The organism is Stenotrophomonas sp. As-7, from assembly GCF_030291015.1.
Classification (GTDB): domain Bacteria; phylum Pseudomonadota; class Gammaproteobacteria; order Xanthomonadales; family Xanthomonadaceae; genus Stenotrophomonas; species Stenotrophomonas lactitubi.
On sequence record NZ_CP127405.1, the window covers coordinates 3,861,654 to 3,883,520 of the forward strand.

Consider the following 21,867-nt stretch of genomic DNA (forward strand, 5'->3'; position numbering starts at 1 on the left):
GGCGGTGTGGGTGGGCAGGACCGTTGGCGCCATGGATGGCGCCATCGAGCCCCCATGGATGGGTTTACGGCGTGTCCTGACTACCCACACCGCCCCGCCATCCCACGCAATGCCGCTCTGGCTTTGGCTGTTGCCTCTGCAGGTGCAGGGCTGCAAGCCCTGCCGAAACCCCTTTTACCCCGCCATCAACGCTTCGATCTCGTCGGCGCTGCGTTCCAGGCCTTCGGTCAACACCCGATGCCCGTCGTCAGTAATCAGTACGTCATCTTCGGTACGGATGCCGATGCCGCGCCAGCGCGGTTCCACCGTCGTGTCGTCCACGCCGATGTACAGCCCCGGCTCGATGGTGAAGGCCATGCCCGGCTCCAGCAGGCGCGAATCGCCGGCCAGGCGGTAGTCGCCTACGTCGTGCACATCCAGCCCGATCCAGTGCCCGGTCTTGTGCCGGTAGAAACGCTGGTACAACCCTTCGGCAAGATTCTTTTCCAGCGTGCCCTTCAACAGGCCCAGTTGCAGCAACCCCTCGGTGAGGGTCTGCACCGCCGCCAGATGGCCCATTTCGTACGCTACGCCCGGTTTGGCCTGGGCCAGTGCCGCCGCCTGCGCCGCCCCCACCAGATCATGCAGCGCGCGCTGCTCGGCGCTGAAACGACCGTTGACCGGGAACGTGCGGGTGATGTCGCTGGCATAGCCGCGATACTCGGCACCGGCATCGATCAACACCAGTTCGCCGTCGCGCGAACGCGCGTTGTTGTCGCGGTAATGCAGGATGCAGGCGTTGCGGCCGGCACCGATGATGCTGCAGTACGCAGGCACCGCGTCGTTGGCGCGGAACACCCGCTCCAGTTCGGCCTGCAGTTCGTACTCGTGGATGCCGGCCTTCGCGGCCTGCATGGCGGCACGATGTGCCAGCACGCTGATGTCGGCCGCGCGCTGCATCAACGCCACCTCGGCACCGGACTTGAACAACCGCTGCTCGTGCAGCAGATGGCCCAGTTCCAGGAACTCATGCGGCGGCTGCGCACCGTGACGCACCTGCGAACGTACGCGGTTCACCCAGCCGATCAGCTTCAGGTCGAAATCCGCATCGCGGCCGAAGTGGTAGTACACCCGCGACCGCCCTTCCAGCAGGCCCGGCAGGATGTCGTCCAGATCGGTGATCGGGTACGCATCGTCCATCGCGTACTGCGCCACGGCGCCTTCCTGGCCGGCGCGACCGCCATCCCAGGCTTCGCGCTCGGGATCGCGCTCGCGGCAGAACAGGATGGCTTCGCCGTGGCGGCGACCGGGAATCAGCACCAGTACCGCTTCCGGCTCCGGGAAGCCGGTCAGGTACTGGAAATCCGAATCCTGCCGGTACGGATAGTGGGTATCGAGGCTGCGCACCTTCTCCGATGCCGCCGGCAGCACCAGGATTGCGTCTTCGCCCGCCATATCCATCAACTGGCGCCGGCGACGCTTGTACTCGCCGGCAGCGATGCCGGTGCGCTGCTTGATATCCATCAGTTCAGGCGCTGCCGATGGCGCGCGGCCAGCACCACGTCACCGTGCAGCAGCAGCACCGCCACCCGGATGAACTCTTCGATCTCCGACAGGGCTTCGTCGTCATCGTCACCGCCGGCTTCAAAGTCCTCGCTCGATGCACGGGCCAGGCTGGCCAGGTCGTTCAGCGCCTCCTCGCCTTCTTCGGACAGGGTCGGCCGGTGGCCGCCACTGCCCAGGCCGAAGCCGCCCAGGAAAGAACGGGTCCAGCTGAACATGGCGTCCGCCTGCGCGGCCACGTCGCTGCTGTCGGTCAACAGCAGCTCGAAGGCGAAGTCACGATCTTCCAGCTGCTTGATGGTGGCCTCCAGCAACTGCGCCAGCGCACTGTCGGCAGCTACCTGCGGCAGGTTGTCGTCGGCCAGCACGCGCGCCGGCCAGTCATTGCCGGGGGCACCGCCAGCGGCCAGCCAGCCGCACAGCCCGCCATGCAGCTCGGCAGCAGTGGCGCCCAGGCCCAGTTCCTGGCTGGCGCGGGTAACGTCGTCGACGGAGGGAAGTTCGGTCATCGTGCGGCTCGTTCGGAAGGGAAACTGCGGAGCGCGCACGCGCGCGCCCGTGAGCCGGGTAGTGTAGCAATCTGTCCGCCTGCTCTCCGTAGCCGCCGGGGCCTGCTGCGACAGTGCTTGACCGCCCTGACCCGGCTTGCCTATCGTGCGGGCATGGAACCCGCCGATCCCCTTGCCCAGCTGCAGGCCTTCGCCGCCCGTGTGGAGGCGTTGCTCGACCGCAACCAGCGGCTGGCCGAGGAGAACCGCAGCCTGCGCCACCAGCAGGAACAGCTGGTGGCCGAGCGCTCGACGCTGCTGGCCAAGAACGAGCAGGCGCGTTCGCGGGTGGAAGCGATGATCACCCGGCTCAAATCCCTGGAGCAGCACACATGAGTGCCGAACCGGTCAGCGTCCGCATCCTCGACCGTGAATACACGGTCGGCGTCGGTGGCGATGAACGCGACAGCCTGATGGCGGCCGCCCGCCTGCTGGATGCGCGCATGCGCGAGATCCGTGGCAGCAACCGGATGGCCGCCGTCGACCGCATCGCGGTGCTGGCAGCGCTCAACCTGGCGCACGAGCTGCAACTGCTGCGCGACGAGAACGCCCGCCAGGCGGTTGCCCTGCAACAGACCCTGGCCGACCTGAACCGGCGTCTGGACCGGGCAATCGACAGCAGCACGTGAGAAAGGCGCGGAATGCGCCTTCTCTTTTCTGAATTGGCACGCACTGTTGCCGACGAACGGCCTATCCAGATCACCCGCGGTAGCTATAATGGCCACGCGTTCTCTGCGGTACTCGACGGCATGTGCAAACATTCGCCTTGTCCCTTAAGAACGACACCGGGAGCGCGACAGCGCCGGGAGTGCAGGTCCGCCTTGCAGCGGGAAGCCCGATGGTTCTCCAGCGTTCCCACTTGAGCCCCCGGGTTCAAGGTCGTTTCGCATGCATCGACATTGCGGAGAATGCAATATTCCAGCAAGGGCGGCGTCTTCGGACGTCGCCCTTGTTCTTTCCGGCACAATGACGGCTGATCCTTGCCGCACGCTGCCATGACCGACCCGCGACAGGCCCTGCGCCACGACCTGCGGCAACGCCGCCGCGACCTTTCCGCCCCCGCCCGTATTGCCGCTGCCGAATCGCTGGCCGATGCACTGCTGACGTTGCCGTTCGCCCCGCACGAAGGCGCCGTGGCCGGCTACTGGGCGCTGGATGGCGAGATCGCCCTGCACCGCTGGCAGCTGCAGCTGCCCGGCACGCTGCGTTACTGCCTGCCGGTACTGCACGGCGACGTGTTGCGCTTCGCGCCTTGGCGCCCCGGCCAACCGCTGACCAGCAACCGTTACGGCATCCCCGAACCGGACATCGCCATCGAAGACACGCTGGAACCCGCGCAGATGGCCCTGGTGGTGACGCCGCTGGTGGGCTTCGACGCACAGTGCCGGCGGCTGGGAATGGGAGGCGGCTGGTATGATCGCAGCTTCGCCTTCCGCCATGATCGGCCGGCGCCACCCTGGCTGGTCGGCGCGGCATTCTCGGTGCAGCAGGTCGAGTCCTTGCCGGTAGCGTCCTGGGACGTGCCGGTGGATGCGATCTGCACTGAAGCCGGCACCCTGCTCCCTTCCGCTGCCCCCGTGAACGCATGACCGCCCGCAAGCGCTACTGGCTGATGAAGTCCGAACCGGACGCCTTTTCCATCGATGACCTGGCCAAGGTCAAGGTTGAACCCTGGAACGGCGTGCGCAACTACCAGGCGCGCAATTTCATGCGCGACGGCATGCAGGTCGGCGACGGCATCCTGTTCTACCACTCCAATACCAAGGTGCCCGGCATCGTCGGCCTGGCCACGGTGGCCAGCGCGGCCTATCCGGATGACACCCAGTTCGATCCGAAATCCGACTACCACGACCCCAAGAGCACGCGCGAGAACCCGCGCTGGATGCTGGTGGACGTGGCCTTCGACCGCAAGCTGAAGCAGGTGATCGCGCTGGACGAGATCAAGCTGCACGCCGAGGAACTCGGCGAAGGCTTCCCGCTGGTTGCCAAGGGCAACCGCCTGTCGGTGTTCCCGGTGACCGCCGCGCAGTGGAAGCTGCTGCTGTCGCTGGAAAAGAAATCCTGATTCCCTGCCTGAGAGCTCCCCGCAATGTCTGAAGCCAAGCGCCTGGCCGCCGAAAAGGCCATCGAGTACGTCGAAGACGGCATGATCGTCGGTGTCGGTACCGGTTCCACCGTCGCCTATTTCATCGATGCGCTGGCCCGCATCCAGCATCGCATCAAGGGTGCGGTGTCCAGTTCCGAGCAGAGCACCGCGCGCCTGAAGCAGCATGGCATCGAGGTGATCGAGCTGAACCACACCGGCACCCTGTCGCTGTACGTGGATGGCGCCGACGAGTGCGATGCCAACAAGTGCCTGATCAAGGGCGGTGGCGCTGCGCTGACCCGCGAGAAGATCATCGCCGAGGCCAGCGAGCGCTTCGTCTGCATTGTCGACCCGAGCAAGCAGGTACCGGTGCTCGGCAGGTTCCCGCTGCCGGTGGAAGTGATCCCGATGGCACGCAGCCTGGTCGCCCGCCAGATCCGCGACATGACCGGCGGCCAGCCGACCTGGCGCGAAGGCGTGGTGACCGACAACGGCAACCAGATCCTGGACATCCACAACCTGCAGATCACCGACCCGGAAAAGCTGGAGCGCGAGCTCAACCAGTTGCCGGGCGTGGTCTGTGTCGGCCTGTTCGCGCGCCGCCGTGCCGATGTGGTGATCGTCGGCGGTGAGCCGCCGATCGTGCTCTGATCCTTTCGAAGGACCCTACGATGTCGTTGCTGCGCTCCCTGTTGATGCTTCCGCTGCTGGCCCTGACCGGCTGCGCCACCGATGCCGCCCGCCACTGGGTGGAACTGGGCGGCGCACGCTATGACGTTGAACTGGCCACCAACGATGAAACCCGTGCGCGTGGGCTGATGTTCCGCGACCAGATGGCCGAGGACCACGGCATGCTGTTCGTGCATGACCGCGAGGAAATGCAGGCGTACTGGATGAAGAACACCAAGATCGCGCTGGACATCCTGTACTTCGACAGCGAGCGGCGGCTGGTGAGCCAGCAGCGCGACGTGCCGCCGTGCTCGGCCGGCGACATGTGCCCGCCCTACCCCAGCGGTGGCCCGGCACGCTTCGTGCTGGAGCTCAATGCCGGCCAGGCGGAGAAGCTCAAGCTGAAGGATGGGACCGAGCTGACCTTCGGCCCGGGCATCGAGAAATAAAGGTTCGGCCGGGCTGCGCCCGGCCCCCGCCGAATCGACATCAAATGCAACATCTGGGCGACCGAGGGATGGCGGGGCGATGTGGGCTTGCAGGACACGCCGTAAACCCATCCCTGGGGGCTCGTAGGCGCCATCCATGGCGCCTGCGGTCCTGCAAGCCCACACCGCCCCACCTCTGACAGTTTCCCGCTGCTGTTGGTGGGTGTCGACCTGGGTCGACACGGTAGATCCACGCCATGCGTGGATGGAAGGACGATGACGTGATGAATTCACGCCGCACTGCTTGAAACCGCCCACGATTGCCGCCAGTCTGTGGACATGCAGGACCGGATCACACTCCCCGACTGGGATGCACTGGCCGCCTTCGACGACGAGGCGCTGCCACTGCTGCCGACCGCGCTGCTGATCGCGCGCGATGAATATCCCGATCTGCAGCCGTCGACCTACGATGCGCTGGTGCAGAGCCACGTCGAGCACCTGCGCGCCGAGGTGGACAGCATCGAGCACAGCCCGCTGAAGATGGCCGCCATCAACCGGCATCTGTTCGATGAGCTGGGTTACAGCGGCGACCACCAGGAGTACTACGACCCGCGCAACAGCTACCTCAACCAGGTCTTCGAGCGCCGTCTGGGCAATCCGATCTCGCTGGCGCTGGTGCAGATGGAAGTGGCGCGACGGCTGGGCATTCCGCTGGACGGGGTGTCATTTCCCGGTCATTTCCTGGTGCGCCTGCCGGTCGACGATGGCGTGCTGGTGATGGACCCGTTCAATGGTGGCCGCCCGCTGGACGTGGACGAACTGCGCGAACGCGCCAAGTCGCACCTGGGCGGGCAGATGCCCGACGACCAGGTGCTGGCGCAGATCCTCGATCCTGCACCGAGCCGCGCGATCCTGATCCGCATGCTGCGCAACCTGCATGGGGTCTATGCCGAGGCCAGCGAGTGGGATCGTGCCGCGCGCAGTGCCGACCGCCTGCTCAAGCTCGCCCCCGAACAGGACGATGCCCTGCGTGATCGCGGCCTGGCCTATCTGCAGCTGGACTACCTGGCCGGGGCCCGCACCGACCTGGGCCTGTACCTGAAGCGCAACCCCGAGGCCAGCGACGCGCAATGGCTGCGCGAGAAGCTGATCGACCTGGGCGGGCCGGTACCGCGGCTGCATTGAGGTTGTCCGGTGTGCGGTCCAACGGCCCGCACCCACCGGTAGCGCCAGGCCATGCCCGGCGGCGACTGCGCTCAGTCGATCTCGACCATCTCGAAATCGTCCTTGGTCACGCCGCAATCCGGGCATGTCCAGGTCTCGGGGATGTCTTCCCAGCGCGTTCCCGGAGCGATGCCCTCTTCCGGCAGCCCATCCGCTTCGCGGTACAGGAATCCGCAGACCACGCACATCCAGGTACGCAGGGTGGTGGGGGTGGCTTCGCTCATCGGATAATCAGGGCTGGATTCACGGGCCGCCATTGTCCCATCGCGGTCCACTCACCGGTAGCCATCGATGACCTCTGCTTCCCCGACGCCCCGCGGCGTCTACCTGATCACCCCGGATGAACCCGATACCGCCCGCCTGCTGGCGCGCACCGCGCCGCTGCTGGCTGCCGGCGCCACCTGGCTGCAGTACCGCAACAAGACCGCCAGCGATGCCCTGCGGCGGGAACAGGCCACGGCCCTGCAGGCCTTGTGCGCAGCCCATGGCGTGCCGCTGATCGTCAACGACGACCCGGCGCTGGCCCAGGCCATCGGCGCGGCCGGCGTGCACCTGGGCGGCACCGACGGTGACATCGGCGCCGCGCGCAGCCTGCTCGGCCCCGACGCCATCATCGGCGCGTCCTGCTACGACCAGCTGGCCAATGCCGAGCGTGCCGTGGCCGAGGGTGCCAGCTACGTGGCCTTCGGCGCGTTCTTCCCCACCACCACCAAGGTCACCAGCAGCCGCGCCCATGTTGACCTGCTGCGGCAAAGCGCCGCACTGGGCGTGCCGCGGGTGGCGATTGGCGGCCTGAGCCCGGACAATGTCGGTCCCATCATCGATGCCGGCGCCGATCTGCTGGCCGTGGTCAGCGGCATCTACGCCGCGCAGGACCCGGTCGCGACCCAGCGCGCCTACCTCGCCCGTTTCGATACGCCGCAGTAATCCCCAGGAAACCCCATGAACCACGACCAGTCCCACGCCCTGTTCTCCCGCGCCCAGGAACTGCTGCCCGGCGGCGTCAACTCACCGGTGCGCGCGTTCAAGTCGGTCGGCGGTGAACCCTTCTTCGTCGAGCGCGCCGACGGCGCCTACCTGTACGACGTCGACGGCAACCGCTACATCGACTACGTGGGTTCGTGGGGCCCGATGATCGTCGGCCACAACCACACCGCCGTGCGCCAGGCAGTGAAGAAGGCGATCGACAACGGCCTGTCCTTCGGTGCGCCGTGCGCAGCGGAAGTGACCATGGCCGAGACCATCACCCGGCTGGTGCCGTCGTGCGAGATGGTGCGCATGGTGAACTCCGGTACCGAGGCTACCCTGTCGGCGATCCGCCTGGCGCGCGGTGCCACCGGCCGCAACTGCATCGTCAAGTTCGAAGGCTGCTACCACGGCCACGGCGACTCGTTCCTGGTCAAGGCCGGCAGCGGCATGCTGACCCTGGGCGTGCCGACCTCGCCCGGCGTACCGGCCGGCCTGAGCGAACTGACCCTGACCCTGCCCTACAACGACTTCGAAGCGGCCACCGCTCTGTTCGAGGCACGCGGCAGCGAGATCGCCGGCCTGATCATCGAACCGGTGGTGGGCAACGCCAACTGCATTCCGCCGCGCGAAGGCTACCTGCAGCACCTGCGTGCGCTGTGCACGCAGTACGGCGCCCTGCTGATCTTCGACGAAGTGATGACCGGTTTCCGCGTTGCCCTTGGCGGTGCGCAGGAGTACTACGGCATCACCCCGGACCTGACCACCTTCGGCAAGATCATCGGCGGCGGCATGCCGGTGGGCGCCTACGGCGGCCGTCGCGAACTGATGCAGCAGATCGCCCCGGCCGGCCCGATCTACCAGGCCGGTACGCTCAGCGGCAATCCGGTGGCGATGGCCGCCGGCCTGGCCATGCTGGAGCTGATCCAGCAGCCGGGTTTCCACGACGATCTGAGCGCGCGCGCCGCACACCTGTGTGCGGGCCTGGAAGCGGCCGCCGCCGATGCGGGCGTAGCGGTGACCACCACCCAGGTGGGCGCTATGTTCGGGCTGTTCTTCACCAGCGAAAAGGTGGAGACCTATGCCCAGGCCACGGCCTGCGACATCCCGGCATTCAACCGCTTCTTCCACGCGATGCTGGACCAGGGCGTGTTCCTGGCACCGTCGGCGTACGAGGCCGGCTTCCTGTCCAGCGCTCACGATGATGCGGTAATCGAGGCCACGCTGGCAGCGGCGCGCGTGGCGTTCAAGGCGGCCAAGGGCTGAGCCCCGCCGTGGTGGGTGCCGACCTTGGTCGGCACTTCCATCCACGCGTGGCGTGGATCTACTGATCACGGTGCTTCCATCCACGCATGGCGTGGATCTGCTACCAGAAGTAGAGCCACGCCATGCGTGGCTGCTGCGCACTCAACCGAAGACGAACTTGCCCTTCATCATCGCGAAGTGGCCGGGGAACGAGCAGAAGAAGGTGTAATCGCCGCCCTTCTGCATGCCCTTCGTGGAGAAACGCACGCGGGCGGTCTCGCCACCGCCGATCACCTTGGTGTGGGCCAGGACACGCTTGTCGGCCTTCGGCAGGTAGCTGTCGGCCAAGGTCATGCGCATGCCCGCGATCGCCACCGGCTGGTAGTCGGCGGTGCGGGTCAACACCCAGTTGTGGCCCATCGCGGTGGCGGCCAGCCTGCCGGTGTGGCGCAGGGTCAGGTCAACTTCGCTGCAATCGGCAGCCACTTTGATCTCGCGGCTGCTGAAACTCATCTGGTCGGTACTGTCGATGCTGACCGCACATACGCGCGCCATCGCCGACGGCGCCAGCATCAACGCGCCCAGTCCCACCGCTACCATCCAAGCCTTCATCATCACGTCTCCTGCAGGTTCGATGGCCATTCTAGGCAGCGGCCTGCCGGCCCGGCTGCGACCGTGTGTCGCAGTTATGGTCCAGGGTTTGCGCTGGGATGCGGCAATGGCATGCTCGCCCGATGCGGATCGACCTTCTCCTGCTCGATGTCGACGGCGTGCTGGTGCACTACCAGCGCGCACAGCGCGTGCTGCATCTGGCACAGGCGCTGGATGTGCCGACCGCGCACGTGCAGGCCGCACTGTATGACAGCGGGCTCGAAGCGGCGCACGACAGCGGCACGCTGGATGGCGGGCGCTATCTGGCCAAGCTTGGCGAACTGCTCGGTGTGCCCGTGGATGTGGGGGCCTGGATCGCTGCCCGGCATGCCGCCAGCCAGCCACAGCAAGCCGTGCTGGAGCGACTGCAGGCACTGCAGGTGCCGATCGCGGTGCTGACCAACAACGGTGCGTTGATGGCACAGGCGCTGCCGACGCTGCTGCCGCAGCTGTTTCCTGCATTGCAGGATCGCGTGTTCTGCAGCGCTGATTTCGGCCTGCGCAAACCTGCGCCGGAGGTGTTCCTGCGCACGCTCGCAGCCCTCCGCGTGGCACCGGGGCACACACTGTTCGTCGATGACCTGTTCGCCAACGTGCGCGGTGCGCGCGCGGCGGGCCTGCACGCGGAAACCGTGCACGACGGACGTGGACTGGGGAAGGTACTGAAGCGCTACCGGGTGCGGTAGCGCCGGGCCATGCCCGGCGAGCGCAGCGGAAAAGAGACGCCGGGCACGGCCCGGCGCTACCCTGGTGACAGATCAGCGTGCTGCGACGAACGCGGCAATCGCCGCGCGCAGGCGCTTCAGGCCTTCGGCCACTTCTTCGTCGGTGATGTTCAACGACGGCACGAAGCGCAGCACGTCCGGGCCCGCCTGCAGGGTCAACAAGCCCTGTTCGGCGGCGTGGTCGAGGATGGCGCCAGCCTGGCCAGCAAACTCCTTGCTCAGCACCGCACCCAGCATCAGGCCGCGACCGCGCACCTCGCTGAACACCTTGAACTCGTCATTGATGCGGGCGAAGCCATCGCGCAGTGCCTTCGACTGGCGACTGACATTGGCCGCGATCTCGGCCGAAGCCAGCTTGCGCAGCGCCACGCGGGCGACCGCCGCGGCCAACGGATTGCCGCCGAAGGTGGTGCCGTGGGCACCGAACTGCATGGTCTCGGCCACCTTCGGGCCGGCCAGCATCGCACCAATCGGGAAACCACCACCCAGCGCCTTGGCCAGGGTCACCATGTCCGGCACCACGTCGTCCTGCCAGTGCGCGAACAAGGTACCGGTACGGCCCATGCCGGCCTGGATCTCGTCCAGCACCAGCAGTGCGTTGTGCTGGTCACACAGCTCGCGCACGCGCTTGAGGAAACCGGACTTGGCCGGCATCACCCCGCCCTCGCCCTGGATCGGCTCCAGCATCACCGCCGCCACGTCGCCAGCCGCCATCGCCGTTTCCAGCTGCACCTCATCGTTGAAGTCGATGTAGCGGAAGCCACCGGGCAGCGGCTCGTAGCCCTCCTGGTATTTCGGCTGCGCGGTGGCGGTCACCGCGCCCATGGTGCGGCCATGGAAGCTGCCACGGAAGGTGATGATGACGCGCTTGTCGGCCGGACGGCCCTGGCTGGAGGCCCACTTGCGGACCATCTTGATCGCCACTTCATTGGCTTCGGCGCCGGAATTGCACAGGAACACACGCTCGGCGAAGCGGCTGGCCTTCACCAGTTCCTCGGCAAGGTGCAGCGGCGGCGCGCTGTAGAACACGTTGCTGGTGTGCCACAGCTTGCCGGCCTGTTCGACCAGTGCGGCAACCAGGTCCGGATCGTTGTGGCCCAGGCCGCACACGGCGATGCCGGCGGCCAGGTCGATGAACTCACGGCCCTGGCTGTCCCACACGCGGGCGCCCTGGCCTCGCTCCAGCACCACCTGGCGGGGCTTGTACACCGGCAGGTAGTAGTGCGACAGGGAGATCAGCGGATCGGTAGCGGCGGTCATGGCAGTCGGCAGGGTTCAGGAACGCCCATTCTCGCGCCGGAACCCGTGCGGCACAATGCACGCATGCGACCGTTTTCCGCCCCCCAGCTGAACCCCGCCACCGAGACCGGCTGGCGCCGCCGATGGTTCGACATCATCTATCGCCACGACAGCCGGCCCTCGCGCAATTTCGACCTGCTGCTGGTGTACGCGATCATCGCCAGCGTGCTGGTGGTGATGTTCGACAGCGTGCAGCGTTTCCACATCGCCCACGCCGACTGGCTGTACGTGCTGGAATGGGGCTTCACCATCCTGTTCACCGCCGAATACGTGCTGCGCCTGGCGGTAGTGAAGCGCCCGCTGCGCTATGCGGTGAGCATCTGGGGCATCATCGACCTGGCCTCGATCCTGCCGACCTATCTGTCGCTGTTCATTCCCGGTGCGCAGAGCCTGCTGGTGGTGCGCGCACTGCGCATCCTGCGTGTGTTCCGCATCCTCAAGCTGACCCGCTACATCGAAGAAAGCGGCGTGCTGATGCAGTCGCTGTGGCGCAGCCGGCGCAAGATCCTGCTGTTCCTGTTCACGGTGGTCACCATCACGATCATCGCCGGCACCCTGATGTACGTGATCGAGGGGCCGAACCATGGCTTCACCAGCATCCCCAGCAGCATGTACTGGGCGGTGGTGACGATGGCCACGGTCGGCTTCGGCGACATCGTGCCGCAGACCGTGCTCGGCCGCTTTGTCACCTCGGTGCTGATCCTGATCGGTTACAGCATCATCGCCGTGCCCACCGGCATCTACACCGCCGAGCTGGCCAGCACCATGCGCGATGCCGAACTGGCCGCGCGCCGTGATGCCCGTGGCTGCCCGCACTGCGGGCTGGAAGGCCACGAGCCCGATGCGCGGCACTGCCGCAAGTGTGGCGGACCGTTGCCGGATACGTTCAGCCACTGACGATGATGCCGGCCAGCGGCCGGCACTACCAATGCCTGCGACAGCAGACCCACGCCATGCGTGGATGCAACATCCTGCATCCACGCACGGAAAGACAATCCACCGGCTCAGTTCATACGGTTGCTGGTGGTCACCAGATCGTTGTAGGCCGCCACGACCTTTGACTGCGCTCCGTCCGGTGCAGTGAGCATGCTGCCCTTCGCCTCGAGATCATCCTGAAGCTCACGCGCAGTGAACGGCTTGCCCGATGCCAACCGGTCGATACGACGTCCGGCATCGCGCACCAGCACATCGGCCGATCGCTGCACATGCGCCCACATCGGGTTGTTCTTGCCTACGCCGGCACTCTGCATTTCGGCCAGCATTGCCTGGTAGGCGGCCAACTGCCGACGGGCCTCGGCCAGCTCCGGTTCGTCGCCCTGCAGGGCCATCACCAACTGCTTGCCGTCACCGATCATGCGCAGGTGGTAGTACGCCAGTGAACGACCTTCTTCCGCTTCGATCTGCTTGAGCTGCGCGGTACGGCGCTCTTGTTCATTCTTCTCCAGCGCCGCATCCAGCACTTCGCTGGCCTTGAAGAAATCGGCATACGCCTGCATCAGGGGGGCATGCTGGGTACGCATCCCTTCGCCGCTGTCGCGCCGATACTCCTCGCGGGTGAAATAGCCATCAGCGCCTTCAATCAACGCATACAAGGACTGGAACGCCTTCTGGTACTGCCGCATCGGCTCATCCAGCGGAGTGGCCGGCGTGCTGGCCAATGCATCGGTCAGCGCTTGGCCACAGTACTCGACACGATGCGACAGCACCTTGCCCGGCGAGCGCGGCTGCGCTTCCTTGCCCGTTGGGCCCGCTTCGGGATCCCTGATCCAGGCGGTGTAGGTCTGGAAGCCCTCGTGGATGGGTTGTTCGACGCCGTTGTAGCACTCGATGTAGGCGTTGATCTTCTGCAGACCGGGATCGGCCACCGACAGTCCTGTCGATCCGTTGCAGCCAGAGAGGGCGGCGGCAGTGCCAAGCACAAGCAGAGAAAGTACACGCGCGGAAGAATTCAAATCGGTTCCTTGCAGATATGAGACGCCGCATATTCTCGCGCGCAGCGGCACAGCCCGCATACACGGGTCCCCGCGCCATTGAGGCGACGGGGCACCCCATCCTTCATGTCGCAATCAGCCTGCTCGAATGCGACAGAAGCTGCGTGCAGCACGCCGGGTCATTGGCGATTGCTCTGGAACACCAGTGCGTTGTAGATGTGCAGAAGGCGGCCGGCCGAGCCGCTCGGGGCCATCGACGGCGACGCAAGCATCCTCTGCTCGAAGTCGGTGTAGGGAACCTTGCCGCTGACCCGCTGCAGGCGCTCCTTGCCTTCGCGGCGGAAGTTCTCGGCCTCGCGTTCGAAGCTGTTCCAGTCCAGCTTGCCCGGCTCCTGGTCGGCGACCTTGGCATGCGCTTCGTCGGAAATGCGGTTGAAGGCATCCAAGCGCTCCCGCGCCCTGGCCACGTCGAAGTCGTCCTCGCCCATCATGTCCATGATCGCTTTCGCTTCCAGCATCATCGCCAGGCGGTAGTACTCGCGTGTGCGTCCTTCAGCCTGCTCCAGCGTCTTGAGCTGTTCGCGCTGGGCAGCGTCGTTCTGGCGCTCCAGTTCGGCGTTGAATGTTTCACTGGCAACCACGAAATCCTTGAAGGCGGTCATCAACGGCGCGTGCAGCTGCTTGCCCTTGGCAAACCTGTCGTCTTCGTAGTCCTGACGCTCGTAGTAGTCGTGGGCTTCCTTGCTGATCGGCACCAGTGCCTTCATCGCCTGTTGGTACTGACCTGCAGCGGCGTCGAGATCGGCAAGCGCCGGCTTGGCGGCGATCGCTTCGGACACGGGGGCGTCGCATTGCTTCATGTCGTAATCGCTGATCTCGAACGGTCCGTACACGTTCGTCTCGCGACCGCTCGGGCCGGCGTCCACGTCCTTGATCCAGCGCGTATAGGACTGGATGCTGCCGTGCGTTTTCGAATCAAGCGCGTTGAAGCAGCCGATGTAGGCGTTGAGCTTCGCGGTCAACTGCTGCTGGGCGTCGGCCGGCGCCGCGCTGGCCTCCGGCTTTGCGGAAGAACCCGCGCCGCCGGCGGCTGTGGGCGTCTTGTCGCCGCAGGCGGCCAGGATCAACGACAACGAAGCGGCCAGCGCCGCAACCAGCGCCGCAATGGAAAGAGTGCGTGACATGGGCTCACATCCCTGTTGGAAACGATTACAGCCGCGCATTCTAGCGCAGCGGGCCGAGGCTGACAGCGACCGCCCCGCTCCCGCAAACCAAGATCAATCCAGGAACAGATCCGGCAGCAGCGGACGTGACGGATCCACCGCATATCCTGATAGATCGGTCACGCCGGCTTCGGCCAGCACTTCGTCATCGATCAGGAAACGACCGTGGAAACCGGCCGCCTCGCGCACCAGCACCGCATGTGCGGCATCGGCCATGATCTGCGGTGTACGGCAGCCGCCGACGTCCACGCCGGGAATCATGTTGATCGCATCGGTGGCAATGACCGTGCGCGGCCACAGCGCATTGACCGCCACGCCCTGCGGGCCGAACTCGGCGGCCAGGCCGAGGGTGACAAAGCTCATGCCCATTTTCGCCAGCGTGTAGCCGGTATGCGCGCCCCACCACTTGGGATCGAGGCTCGGCGGCGGTGCGAGGGTCAGGATGTGCGGGTTCGGCGCCTGCAGCAGGTACGGCAGGCAGGCCTGCGCGCACAGGAAACTGCCGCGCGAATTGACCTGCTGCATCAGGTCGAAGCGCTTCATCGGCGTGTCCAGGGTGCCGCGCAACCAGATGGCGCTGGCGTTGTTGATCAGGATGTCGATGCCACCGAAGGTGTCCACGGCGGCAGCAACGGCTGCCTGCACCTGGTCTTCTTCGCGGATGTCGCACTTCAGCGCCAGGCCCTGGCCACCGGCTGCGGTGACGGCCTCGGCGGCGCTGTGGATGGTGCCCGGCAGCTTCGGATTGGGCACCGACGACTTGGCGGCAATGGCGACGTTGGCGCCATCGCGCGCGGCGCGCAATGCGATCGCCAGGCCGATGCCACGCGAGGCACCGGTGATGAAAAGGGTTTTGCCCTGCAGACTGCCCACGTTCCACACTCCAGCGTATGCAATGAGCCGCTAGTATGCCGCGCCGACGCGGAGTTCACCGCACGTTGACGATACTGGCGGCCCGGTCACTGCACGAGGTCCATGCCATGCGCTGTTCCCGCCTGTTGTTGCCTGCCCTGGGCCTGGCCCTGCTCACTGCCTGCCAGGGCCGTTCGCCTGAACCCGGCAGCGCGCCGGCCAAGGATGACGCCGCCAGCGTCGACAAGGCGGCCGGTGATGGCAAGCTGCGCTGGAGCGAGGCCGTTGTCTGGGATGGTGACCTCAACGCCTGCCGCCAGGGCGACAGCGCGGCCACCCGTGATTGCCTTCGCGATGCGCTGCGCGCCGGCGGGGCGAGTGCCGATGCGGTCACCGCCGCCGAACAGCTTTCCACCGGTGGCGAACTGGCCTACGTGACCGCCTGGCATGAACATGACGGCCTGGGCGTGGCCACCGTCGAATACCCGTTCCGCGCCAACACCAATGAAGGCACGCGCCTGGTCGATGCCGGAGGCAAGCGTATCGACGTGGATGCAGTGCAGCTGGACGACACGCTGCGCGCCGATCCCGGCGTGCAGGAGGTGCTGAAGGCGAACCCGCAGGCCACGCCGTTCGCGCCGGCGCAGGCCGCAGGTACTGCAGCACTGGATGGAGGTGGCATCCGCCTGCTGTACCGCACGCCGCTGCGCGATTGCCATGCGTGCCCGGATGTGGGGCAGCTGCAGATCGGCTATGACTTCGACGGCAAGCGCAACTTCATCGGCCAGCAGGTGGTACCGGTGACGCCGTAGCAGTTCGCCGCGCCATTCGGTAAAGCGCATCCACGCATGGCGTCGATCTACCGATACCCGCGCACCTGCTTACTGAGCAGGTGCGGCGCGATCCAGCGATGTACCGGCGCGACCGGCAGCATGTACAGGCGACCGAACGCGTTGTGGGTGTGCACCACCGTCGCTATTTCCAGCGCGTCGCCATGCCACTGCAGCGCCAGCTGCACGCGCAGATGGCGGTCGTCGTCTTCCAGCACGATGGCATCTTCGCCCAGCGCCTGCAGGGTGAAGATGCCGAGCCGTTGCCCGGGCTGAGGATCGACCGTCTGCTGCACCGCGCGCAGTGAGCCGAGATCCTTCATGCGCAGCAGCCGCATGCCACAGTTGCGCAGGCCCATCAGCCCGTCGAACCAGCCCGGCACCGCCGCTGCCATATCGCGGTAGGCCTGCAGCGCCGAACGCCCGTTGCGCGGCGCCGCCTCTTGGCAGGCATGGACGAAATCGGCACCCGGCAGTTGCGAATGCAGCACGCTACCTTCGCTCAGCAGCGCGCTCATGGCTTAGGGCCCTGCCCTTCGTTGTCTTCCCAATGCAGGATGCGGCGGGTGACGAAGCGGTAGACCGGCTTGCCGGTGGCGAACCAGAGGTCGCGCACCCACGAGGTGCGCTTGAGCACGCGCTTCTCCACCGGCGTCAGCGACGCGCGGCAGTACATGCGCTTGTGCTTGAGCAGGTGGCGCAGGTCTTCGCGCGCCAGCAAGCGCATCCAGCGCGAGCGCGGGTCGCCGATCACCGCCAGCTGGAAGTCGATCAGCGCCGGACGACCGTCCTCGGTCACCAGCCAGTTGGCTTCCTTGGCCAGGTCGTTGTGGGCCACACCACGTCGATGCAGCTGCTGCAGCAGGCGGCGCGCGGCGCGGAACCAGGCCACATCACCGCGCGGCGGGCGCTGGTACATCGCATCGCCGGCCATGAAGCTGCGGTCCAGGTTGCGGCCATTCCAGTCCAGCAGTTGCGGCACGTCGGCCATGCCGTGGATGTGCTTCAGCGCGCGCGCTTCGCGCCGCGCCAGCCACCACGCAGGCAGCCGCAGCCACAGCGGCGTGGCCCCCAGATCGCGGCGCACGAAGGGGCCTTCCGGGCCCTGCACGAGGAGGATCCGGCCAAAGCTGTCGGCCTTCAGTGCATGCGTTGGCGCGTCGTTGGATACAGGCATGGCGACATTCTAGGCGATGGCGATGGTTGCAAACGGTCACCAAGCGGCTGGGAACCAGTCACCTTCACGCCTCTATAATCGGGAAATGGACTCTTCATGGATCGACGCCACCCTCGCGTGGATTGCCGCTCATCCCGTGTTGGCGGGTGCGGTCATCTTTCTGATCGCCTTCTGCGATGCGGTCATCATTCTTGGCGCCATCGTGCCAGCGCTGCCGTTGCTGTTCGCCGTCGGCGTGTTCATCGGCCTGGGCCAGATCTCCGGGCCGTATGCAGTTGCGGCTGCGGCGCTGGGTGCGTTCGCCGGTGATGGCATCAGCTACTGGATAGGCCGGCGCTGGGGCGATCGCCTGCGCGGCGTCTGGCCGTTCAGCCGCTACCCGCAGCTGCTCGACCGGGGCGAGAACCTGTTCCGCCGCAATGCATTCAAGAGCATCCTGATTGCCCGCTATGTCGGCGCGATCCGGCCATTCGTGCCCGCCATTGCCGGCATGATGAAGATGCCCGCCAGCCGTTACGTACAGGCCAGTGGCATCGCCAGTATTTCCTGGGCTGTGCTGTTCCTGGCCCCGGGCTGGATCCTCGGCGAAGCCTATGACGCCGTTGCTGCTGTTGCCGGGCGGCTGGTCGTGGTGGCGGGCCTGCTGGCGGTGATTCTCAGCCTGGTCTGGGCCATCGTGCTGTACGGGTATCGCTGGTCGGCCGCGCGCATGGACAACTGGCTGGCCCGACTGCTCGACTGGTCCAACCGGCACCCGACACTCGGTCGCTACACCGTCGGCGTGCTCGACCCGAAGCGCCGCGAGTCGGTACCGCTGGCGATGCTGGCGCTGATGCTGCTGCTGTTGGGCTGGGGCTGGTTCGCCCTGTTGACCGTGGTAGTCGCCCACGGCGAGCCCCTGGCGGTGGATCTGCTGGTGCACCAGGCGATGCTGGCGCTGCGCAATCCGCTGGCCGACTACCCGATGGCCGCCCTGGCCTCGTTGGGCGCATGGCAGGTGCTGCTGCCGGCAACCGCTGCGGCAATGGGCTACCTGGTCTGGCGCCGGCGCTGGATGGCGGCTGCACATTGGTTGGCCGCATTGGCCTTCGGCCTGGCCCTGACCAAACTGCTCGGCGCCACCGTCGATGTGGTGCGCCCGATCGATGCCAGCAGCGGCTTCGGCTTCCCGTCGGTGTCAGTGACCATGGCCACCATCACCTTCGGCTTCTTCGCGGTGCTGATCGCCCGCGAAATGCCCGGCCGCACCCGCGTCTGGCCGTACCTGGTATCGGGCATCGTGGTCAGCCTGATCGGCTTCTCGCGCTTGTACCTGGGCGCGCACTGGCTGAGTGACGTCATCGGCGGCATGTTGTTCGGCACGTTCTGGCTGCTGGTGCTGGGCATCGCCTACCGTCGCCGCTTCAACCGCTCGTTCTGGGTCAAGCCGGTGGCCTGGCTGTTCTACGGCGTCTTCGCGGTGGCGGCGATGTGGTACGCGCCGCGCAACATCGCCATAAAGCTGGAGCGCTTCGAGCCGACACTTCCGGCGCCGCTGGCGATGGACGCGCAGGCCTGGTGGCAGCACGACTGGGCGAAGCTGCCGGCACGCCGCAACGAATTCGACGATGACCAGCGCTGGCCGCTTGACGTGCAGGTGGCTGGCCCGTTGGCGCCGCTGCAGGCGCAGCTGGAAGCGCGCGGCTGGCAGGTGCAGGCCCAGGCCGGCTGGCAGGAAGCGCTGCTGATGCTGGACAAGAACACCGGCGCCGATGAACTGCCGGTGCTGCCGGCAACACTGGATACGCGCGTCGAAGCGCTGCTGATGGTGCGCCAGGGCGCGCAGGCCGATGAGCGCTACGTGCTGCGCCTGTGGCAGGCACCAGCGCAGCTGCAGCCGGGCGACACGCCGTTGTGGCTGGGCAGCGCGCAGACCCTGCGCTACGAGCGTCACTTCCAGTGGATCGGCATGTGGCACCCGGTGCGCGGGATCGATCCGGCGTTGAACGCGGTGAAGGAAGCGGTGCAGGCGCTGCCTCAGCAGGAAGCCGTGCACCCGGAGACCGGCCTGCCGGTACTGCGGTTCAAGACCACCGCGCCCTGATGGATCCGCCGGGCATGGCCCGGCGCTACCGCCTCCGTTCTGGTAGTCGCCAACCTTGGTTGGCGCTTTCGGGCAAAGGCTGCCAACCAAGGTTGGCATCTACCGGTTCCGGGTTGGTTGGCATCTACCGGTTCCGCTTTGGTTGGCGGCTGCCGGTCTCGGCGTTCCGTCGTTACGGCATCCAGCCCAGCAGCTGCTGCAGGCGCTGGTGCGGGTCGTCCAGCTGCAGCAGCTGCAGGCGCTGCTGCTCGCTCAGCGGCAGCAGCTCGGCCAGCCGCCAGCTGACCCAGCTGGCCTGGTCCATCAAGGCCGGCGTGGCCGGTGCGAATGCCGTGCCCGCCTGCTCGATGATGTGGTCCAGTACCGTCGCCAGCAGCGCATGCTGCGGACGCAGTTCGTCATCGGGATCCTCATCGCACCAGCGCACATCGGCCACCACCAACCCGTTGTCGCGCACGCGCGTGCGCTCGACATGGAAACGGCGGGTGCCGCGCAATCGCAGCTGCAGCACGCCATCGGCGCCGACGTCGAAATCCTCGATCTTCACCTGCACGCCGAAGGCGGCCGGCGTTGCCGGCGCTCCGACTTCGTGCCCTTCGAGGATCAGGCAGACACCAAACCCTTCGCCGCTGCGGCCGGTTTCGCGGACCAGATCCAGGTAGCGCGGCTCGAAGACGCGCAGGCCGATGGCCGCTCCCGGAAGCAGCGTCGTATGCAGCGGGAACAGCGGCAGCGAACCCTCGCCGCTCATCGTGCCTGCAGTCCTGCCAGGAAGCGGCGCGGTGCGCCGTCGAAGCCGCCGTTGGACATGAACACCACATGGTCGCCGCTGCGCACATCGGTCTGCAGCTGCGCCAACAGCGCGTCGGTATCGGCCACCGCGTGCGCCTCACCGCGCACCGCGGCGATCACTGCGGCCGCATCCCAGGCCAGCTCCGGGCGGTGCAGGAACACCACCTCATCGGCGAGTGCCAACGACGGTGCCAGCGCTTGTGCGTGGGCCCCGAGCCGCATCGAATTGCTGCGCGGCTCCATCGCCACCACGATGCGCGCATCACCGACCCTGGCACGCAGGCCTTCGAGGGTGGTCGCAATCGCGGTCGGGTGATGGGCGAAGTCGTCGTAGACGGTGATGCCATCGTGGTTGCCGATCACTTCCATGCGCCGCTTGACGCTGCGGAAGCGCGCCAGCGCCGGGATCACCTCGGCCGGCGCGACACCCACTGCATGTGCAGCGGCCAGTGCGGCCAGGCCATTGAGCACGTTGTGCCGGCCCAGCAGCGACCAGTGCACATCGCCCAGTGCCTGCCCGCGATGATGGACGCGGAACGCGCTGCCATCGGCGGCCAGCAGCTCGGCATGCCATTCCAGCGACGGATCGAAGCCGAAGCGTTCGACCGGGGTCCAGCAGCCCATCGCCAGCACTTCAGCCAGGTGCGCGTCTTCGCCGTTGACGATCAGGCGGCCGCGCGCCGGCACGGTACGCACCAGGTGGTGGAACTGGCGCTGGATCGCCGCCACGTCGGGGAAGATGTCGGCGTGGTCGTATTCGAGGTTGTTGAGGATCGCCACCAGCGGCCGGTAGTGCACGAACTTGCTGCGCTTGTCGAAGAACGCGGTGTCGTACTCGTCGGCTTCGACGACGAATTCGCGGCCCTGGCCCAACCGGGCAGACACGCCGAAGTCCTCGGCCACGCCGCCGATCAGGAAGCCGGGGGAGCGACCGGCATTCTCCAGCAGCCAGGTCAGGATGGTGGTGGTGGTGGTCTTGCCATGGGTGCCGGCCACGGCCAGGGTGTCGCGTCCCGGCAGGACCTGCTCGGACAGCCACTGGGCGCCGGAAATGTAGCGCTGGCCGGCATCCAGCACAGCTTCCACGGCCGGATTGCCGCGCGACAGCGCGTTGCCGATCACCACCTGCCCGGTGCCCTGCGGCACGCTGTCGGCGCGGTAGCCCTGATCCAGGGTGATGCCCAGCTGCTCGAGCTGGGTCGACATCGGCGGATAGATGGCCTGGTCGCTGCCACTGACCGTATGGCCCAGTTCCCGCGCCAGGGCGGCCACGCCACCCATGAAGGTGCCGGCGATTGCAAGGATATGTACGCTGCTCATGACCGGGGATTGTGACCGATCACGGCTGTATAGGGCCATTGTCGGCAACAGGGTAAGAGAACCCCTACAGTCACTGTGAGAAAACTCCAATCGCATGTCAGGGAATTCCCGATAGCGATGTTCTGTGAACCCGGACACAATTCAGGATGCCAGCCGCAGTACCCGAACCGGTCCTACTCCCCAAGAGGCCATCCCCAAGGGAGCTCATGCTGTGGGGGCCCTGAGCAAGCCCTTTGCTGGCACCTATGCAACGAAACAGGCCTGATCCTCGCGGAT

General features: G+C 66.6%; 25 protein-coding genes and 1 other RNA gene. 14 read left to right on the top strand and 12 right to left on the bottom strand.

Annotation, left to right across the window (positions count from 1 at the left end; all coding sequences use genetic code 11):
• Window positions 1-174 precede the first annotated feature (174 nt).
• Together QP457_RS17635 and QP457_RS17640 are read right to left on the bottom strand one after the other, a co-directional pair.
• On the bottom strand, window positions 175-1,503 hold the full coding sequence (locus tag QP457_RS17635; protein WP_205405179.1) for an aminopeptidase P N-terminal domain-containing protein: 1,329 nt from the start codon (window positions 1,501-1,503) through the stop codon (window positions 175-177).
• On the bottom strand, window positions 1,503-2,051 hold the full coding sequence (locus QP457_RS17640) for a YecA family protein (protein ID WP_089236676.1): 549 nt from the start codon (window positions 2,049-2,051) through the stop codon (window positions 1,503-1,505). Before QP457_RS17640 ends, QP457_RS17635 begins: the two co-directional genes overlap by 1 nt.
• A gap of 153 nt (window positions 2,052-2,204) precedes the next feature.
• Here QP457_RS17640 and QP457_RS17645 point away from each other — a divergent pair, with 153 nt between their 5' ends.
• The 8 genes from QP457_RS17645 (at window position 2,205) to QP457_RS17680 (ending at window position 6,458) form a co-directional block, all read left to right on the top strand.
• Window positions 2,205-2,426, top strand: a complete 222-nt coding sequence (locus QP457_RS17645) for a TIGR02449 family protein (RefSeq protein WP_025874200.1) — start codon at window positions 2,205-2,207, stop codon at window positions 2,424-2,426.
• Complete coding sequence (locus QP457_RS17650) at window positions 2,423-2,719, top strand: cell division protein ZapA (RefSeq protein ID WP_025874199.1); 297 nt, start codon at window positions 2,423-2,425, stop codon at window positions 2,717-2,719. Before QP457_RS17645 ends, QP457_RS17650 begins: the two co-directional genes overlap by 4 nt.
• A 97-nt stretch (window positions 2,720-2,816) precedes the next feature.
• Window positions 2,817-3,002: non-coding RNA, 6S RNA (gene ssrS, locus QP457_RS17655), on the top strand.
• 83 nt (window positions 3,003-3,085) lie between these two features.
• On the top strand, window positions 3,086-3,679 hold the full coding sequence (locus QP457_RS17660; RefSeq protein ID WP_205405180.1) for a 5-formyltetrahydrofolate cyclo-ligase: 594 nt from the start codon (window positions 3,086-3,088) through the stop codon (window positions 3,677-3,679).
• Window positions 3,676-4,155 (top strand): EVE domain-containing protein, encoded by a 480-nt coding sequence (locus QP457_RS17665; protein WP_025874197.1) that lies wholly within the window; start codon window positions 3,676-3,678, stop codon window positions 4,153-4,155. The genes QP457_RS17660 and QP457_RS17665 overlap by 4 nt, the downstream gene beginning before the upstream one ends.
• Before the next feature lie 24 nt (window positions 4,156-4,179).
• Complete coding sequence (gene rpiA / locus QP457_RS17670) at window positions 4,180-4,827, top strand: ribose-5-phosphate isomerase RpiA (protein ID WP_099820806.1); 648 nt, start codon at window positions 4,180-4,182, stop codon at window positions 4,825-4,827.
• 20 nt (window positions 4,828-4,847) lie between these two features.
• Window positions 4,848-5,294, top strand: coding sequence for a DUF192 domain-containing protein (locus tag QP457_RS17675; protein WP_180165848.1), 447 nt, complete (start codon window positions 4,848-4,850; stop codon window positions 5,292-5,294).
• Window positions 5,295-5,612: 318 nt separating this feature from the next.
• On the top strand, window positions 5,613-6,458 hold the full coding sequence (locus QP457_RS17680) for a SirB1 family protein (RefSeq protein ID WP_180165850.1): 846 nt from the start codon (window positions 5,613-5,615) through the stop codon (window positions 6,456-6,458).
• Window positions 6,459-6,529: 71 nt separating this feature from the next.
• On the opposite strand, the gene QP457_RS17685 is transcribed toward QP457_RS17680, so the two are convergent.
• Window positions 6,530-6,754, bottom strand: a complete 225-nt coding sequence (locus tag QP457_RS17685; RefSeq protein WP_025874193.1) for a rubredoxin — start codon at window positions 6,752-6,754, stop codon at window positions 6,530-6,532.
• A 34-nt stretch (window positions 6,755-6,788) separates the two neighbouring features.
• Between QP457_RS17685 and thiE the strand changes: the two genes are divergently transcribed.
• On the top strand, window positions 6,789-7,424 hold the full coding sequence (gene thiE, locus QP457_RS17690) for a thiamine phosphate synthase (RefSeq protein ID WP_205405181.1): 636 nt from the start codon (window positions 6,789-6,791) through the stop codon (window positions 7,422-7,424).
• 15 nt (window positions 7,425-7,439) lie between these two features.
• Window positions 7,440-8,729, top strand: coding sequence for a glutamate-1-semialdehyde 2,1-aminomutase (gene hemL / locus QP457_RS17695; RefSeq protein WP_205405182.1), 1,290 nt, complete (start codon window positions 7,440-7,442; stop codon window positions 8,727-8,729).
• 141 nt (window positions 8,730-8,870) lie between these two features.
• On the opposite strand, the gene azu is transcribed toward hemL, so the two are convergent.
• Entirely contained in the window at window positions 8,871-9,320 is a 450-nt protein-coding gene (gene azu, locus QP457_RS17700) for an azurin (RefSeq protein WP_191078550.1), read from the bottom strand.
• Between the two features lie 122 nt (window positions 9,321-9,442).
• On the opposite strand from azu, the gene QP457_RS17705 reads away from it, so the two are divergent.
• Window positions 9,443-10,045 carry an HAD-IA family hydrolase gene (locus QP457_RS17705; RefSeq protein ID WP_205407009.1) on the top strand — a complete coding sequence of 201 codons (603 nt, stop codon included), beginning with the start codon at window positions 9,443-9,445 and terminating at the stop codon, window positions 10,043-10,045.
• Between the two features lie 72 nt (window positions 10,046-10,117).
• On the opposite strand, the gene QP457_RS17710 is transcribed toward QP457_RS17705, so the two are convergent.
• On the bottom strand, window positions 10,118-11,344 hold the full coding sequence (locus QP457_RS17710) for an acetylornithine transaminase (protein WP_088101212.1): 1,227 nt from the start codon (window positions 11,342-11,344) through the stop codon (window positions 10,118-10,120).
• A gap of 63 nt (window positions 11,345-11,407) precedes the next feature.
• Here QP457_RS17710 and QP457_RS17715 point away from each other — a divergent pair, with 63 nt between their 5' ends.
• Entirely contained in the window at window positions 11,408-12,280 is an 873-nt protein-coding gene (locus tag QP457_RS17715; RefSeq protein ID WP_089238093.1) for an ion transporter, read from the top strand.
• A 107-nt stretch (window positions 12,281-12,387) separates the two neighbouring features.
• Here the strand turns inward: QP457_RS17715 and QP457_RS17720 are convergent, their stop codons facing one another.
• From QP457_RS17720 to QP457_RS17730, 3 genes are all read right to left on the bottom strand, one after another.
• A complete protein-coding gene (locus QP457_RS17720) occupies window positions 12,388-13,335 on the bottom strand; it encodes a YiiG family protein (RefSeq protein ID WP_205405184.1) in 948 nt (315 codons plus the stop codon).
• Between the two features lie 158 nt (window positions 13,336-13,493).
• Window positions 13,494-14,498: a YiiG family protein gene (locus QP457_RS17725; protein WP_205405185.1), complete on the bottom strand. Its 1,005-nt coding sequence runs from the start codon at window positions 14,496-14,498 to the stop codon at window positions 13,494-13,496.
• A 93-nt stretch (window positions 14,499-14,591) separates the two neighbouring features.
• Window positions 14,592-15,410 carry an NAD(P)-dependent oxidoreductase gene (locus QP457_RS17730; RefSeq protein ID WP_205405186.1) on the bottom strand — a complete coding sequence of 273 codons (819 nt, stop codon included), beginning with the start codon at window positions 15,408-15,410 and terminating at the stop codon, window positions 14,592-14,594.
• A gap of 107 nt (window positions 15,411-15,517) precedes the next feature.
• Here QP457_RS17730 and QP457_RS17735 point away from each other — a divergent pair, with 107 nt between their 5' ends.
• Window positions 15,518-16,201 (top strand): hypothetical protein, encoded by a 684-nt coding sequence (locus QP457_RS17735; protein WP_205405187.1) that lies wholly within the window; start codon window positions 15,518-15,520, stop codon window positions 16,199-16,201.
• Window positions 16,202-16,248: 47 nt separating this feature from the next.
• Here the strand turns inward: QP457_RS17735 and QP457_RS17740 are convergent, their stop codons facing one another.
• Together QP457_RS17740 and QP457_RS17745 are read right to left on the bottom strand one after the other, a co-directional pair.
• Window positions 16,249-16,737: a DUF2867 domain-containing protein gene (locus QP457_RS17740; protein ID WP_205405188.1), complete on the bottom strand. Its 489-nt coding sequence runs from the start codon at window positions 16,735-16,737 to the stop codon at window positions 16,249-16,251.
• On the bottom strand, window positions 16,734-17,396 hold the full coding sequence (locus QP457_RS17745; RefSeq protein WP_191078547.1) for a serine/threonine-protein kinase: 663 nt from the start codon (window positions 17,394-17,396) through the stop codon (window positions 16,734-16,736). The genes QP457_RS17740 and QP457_RS17745 overlap by 4 nt, the downstream gene beginning before the upstream one ends.
• An 85-nt stretch (window positions 17,397-17,481) precedes the next feature.
• Here QP457_RS17745 and QP457_RS17750 point away from each other — a divergent pair, with 85 nt between their 5' ends.
• Entirely contained in the window at window positions 17,482-19,479 is a 1,998-nt protein-coding gene (locus QP457_RS17750) for a bifunctional DedA family/phosphatase PAP2 family protein (protein ID WP_180165870.1), read from the top strand.
• A gap of 172 nt (window positions 19,480-19,651) precedes the next feature.
• On the opposite strand, the gene QP457_RS17755 is transcribed toward QP457_RS17750, so the two are convergent.
• Both QP457_RS17755 and mpl read right to left on the bottom strand, forming a co-directional pair.
• Window positions 19,652-20,230 carry an LON peptidase substrate-binding domain-containing protein gene (locus QP457_RS17755; protein ID WP_099821613.1) on the bottom strand — a complete coding sequence of 193 codons (579 nt, stop codon included), beginning with the start codon at window positions 20,228-20,230 and terminating at the stop codon, window positions 19,652-19,654.
• Window positions 20,227-21,591 carry a UDP-N-acetylmuramate:L-alanyl-gamma-D-glutamyl-meso-diaminopimelate ligase gene (mpl, locus tag QP457_RS17760; protein WP_180165880.1) on the bottom strand — a complete coding sequence of 455 codons (1,365 nt, stop codon included), beginning with the start codon at window positions 21,589-21,591 and terminating at the stop codon, window positions 20,227-20,229. The genes QP457_RS17755 and mpl overlap by 4 nt, the downstream gene beginning before the upstream one ends.
• Window positions 21,592-21,867: the final 276 nt, after the last annotated feature.

Bases quoted from the DNA above. Each gene is read 5' to 3' on its own strand.
- QP457_RS17755 (WP_099821613.1), bottom strand. From the start codon at position 20,230: ATGAGCGGCGAGGGTTCGCTGCCGCTGTTCCCGCTGCATACGACGCTG.
- QP457_RS17640 (WP_089236676.1), bottom strand. From the start codon at position 2,051: ATGACCGAACTTCCCTCCGTCGACGACGTTACCCGCGCCAGCCAGGAA.
- QP457_RS17650 (WP_025874199.1), top strand. From the start codon at position 2,423: ATGAGTGCCGAACCGGTCAGCGTCCGCATCCTCGACCGTGAATACACG.
- QP457_RS17750 (WP_180165870.1), top strand. From the start codon at position 17,482: ATGGACTCTTCATGGATCGACGCCACCCTCGCGTGGATTGCCGCTCAT.
- rpiA (WP_099820806.1), top strand. From the start codon at position 4,180: ATGTCTGAAGCCAAGCGCCTGGCCGCCGAAAAGGCCATCGAGTACGTC.
- QP457_RS17710 (WP_088101212.1), bottom strand. From the start codon at position 11,344: ATGACCGCCGCTACCGATCCGCTGATCTCCCTGTCGCACTACTACCTG.
- QP457_RS17675 (WP_180165848.1), top strand. From the start codon at position 4,848: ATGTCGTTGCTGCGCTCCCTGTTGATGCTTCCGCTGCTGGCCCTGACC.
- hemL (WP_205405182.1), top strand. From the start codon at position 7,440: ATGAACCACGACCAGTCCCACGCCCTGTTCTCCCGCGCCCAGGAACTG.
- mpl (WP_180165880.1), bottom strand. From the start codon at position 21,591: ATGAGCAGCGTACATATCCTTGCAATCGCCGGCACCTTCATGGGTGGC.
- azu (WP_191078550.1), bottom strand. From the start codon at position 9,320: ATGAAGGCTTGGATGGTAGCGGTGGGACTGGGCGCGTTGATGCTGGCG.
- QP457_RS17680 (WP_180165850.1), top strand. From the start codon at position 5,613: ATGCAGGACCGGATCACACTCCCCGACTGGGATGCACTGGCCGCCTTC.
- thiE (WP_205405181.1), top strand. From the start codon at position 6,789: ATGACCTCTGCTTCCCCGACGCCCCGCGGCGTCTACCTGATCACCCCG.
- QP457_RS17735 (WP_205405187.1), top strand. From the start codon at position 15,518: ATGCGCTGTTCCCGCCTGTTGTTGCCTGCCCTGGGCCTGGCCCTGCTC.
- QP457_RS17740 (WP_205405188.1), bottom strand. From the start codon at position 16,737: ATGAGCGCGCTGCTGAGCGAAGGTAGCGTGCTGCATTCGCAACTGCCG.
- QP457_RS17715 (WP_089238093.1), top strand. From the start codon at position 11,408: ATGCGACCGTTTTCCGCCCCCCAGCTGAACCCCGCCACCGAGACCGGC.
- QP457_RS17660 (WP_205405180.1), top strand. From the start codon at position 3,086: ATGACCGACCCGCGACAGGCCCTGCGCCACGACCTGCGGCAACGCCGC.
- QP457_RS17705 (WP_205407009.1), top strand. From the start codon at position 9,443: ATGCGGATCGACCTTCTCCTGCTCGATGTCGACGGCGTGCTGGTGCAC.
- QP457_RS17635 (WP_205405179.1), bottom strand. From the start codon at position 1,503: ATGGATATCAAGCAGCGCACCGGCATCGCTGCCGGCGAGTACAAGCGT.
- QP457_RS17745 (WP_191078547.1), bottom strand. From the start codon at position 17,396: ATGCCTGTATCCAACGACGCGCCAACGCATGCACTGAAGGCCGACAGC.
- QP457_RS17665 (WP_025874197.1), top strand. From the start codon at position 3,676: ATGACCGCCCGCAAGCGCTACTGGCTGATGAAGTCCGAACCGGACGCC.
- QP457_RS17645 (WP_025874200.1), top strand. From the start codon at position 2,205: ATGGAACCCGCCGATCCCCTTGCCCAGCTGCAGGCCTTCGCCGCCCGT.
- QP457_RS17725 (WP_205405185.1), bottom strand. From the start codon at position 14,498: ATGTCACGCACTCTTTCCATTGCGGCGCTGGTTGCGGCGCTGGCCGCT.
- QP457_RS17685 (WP_025874193.1), bottom strand. From the start codon at position 6,754: ATGGCGGCCCGTGAATCCAGCCCTGATTATCCGATGAGCGAAGCCACC.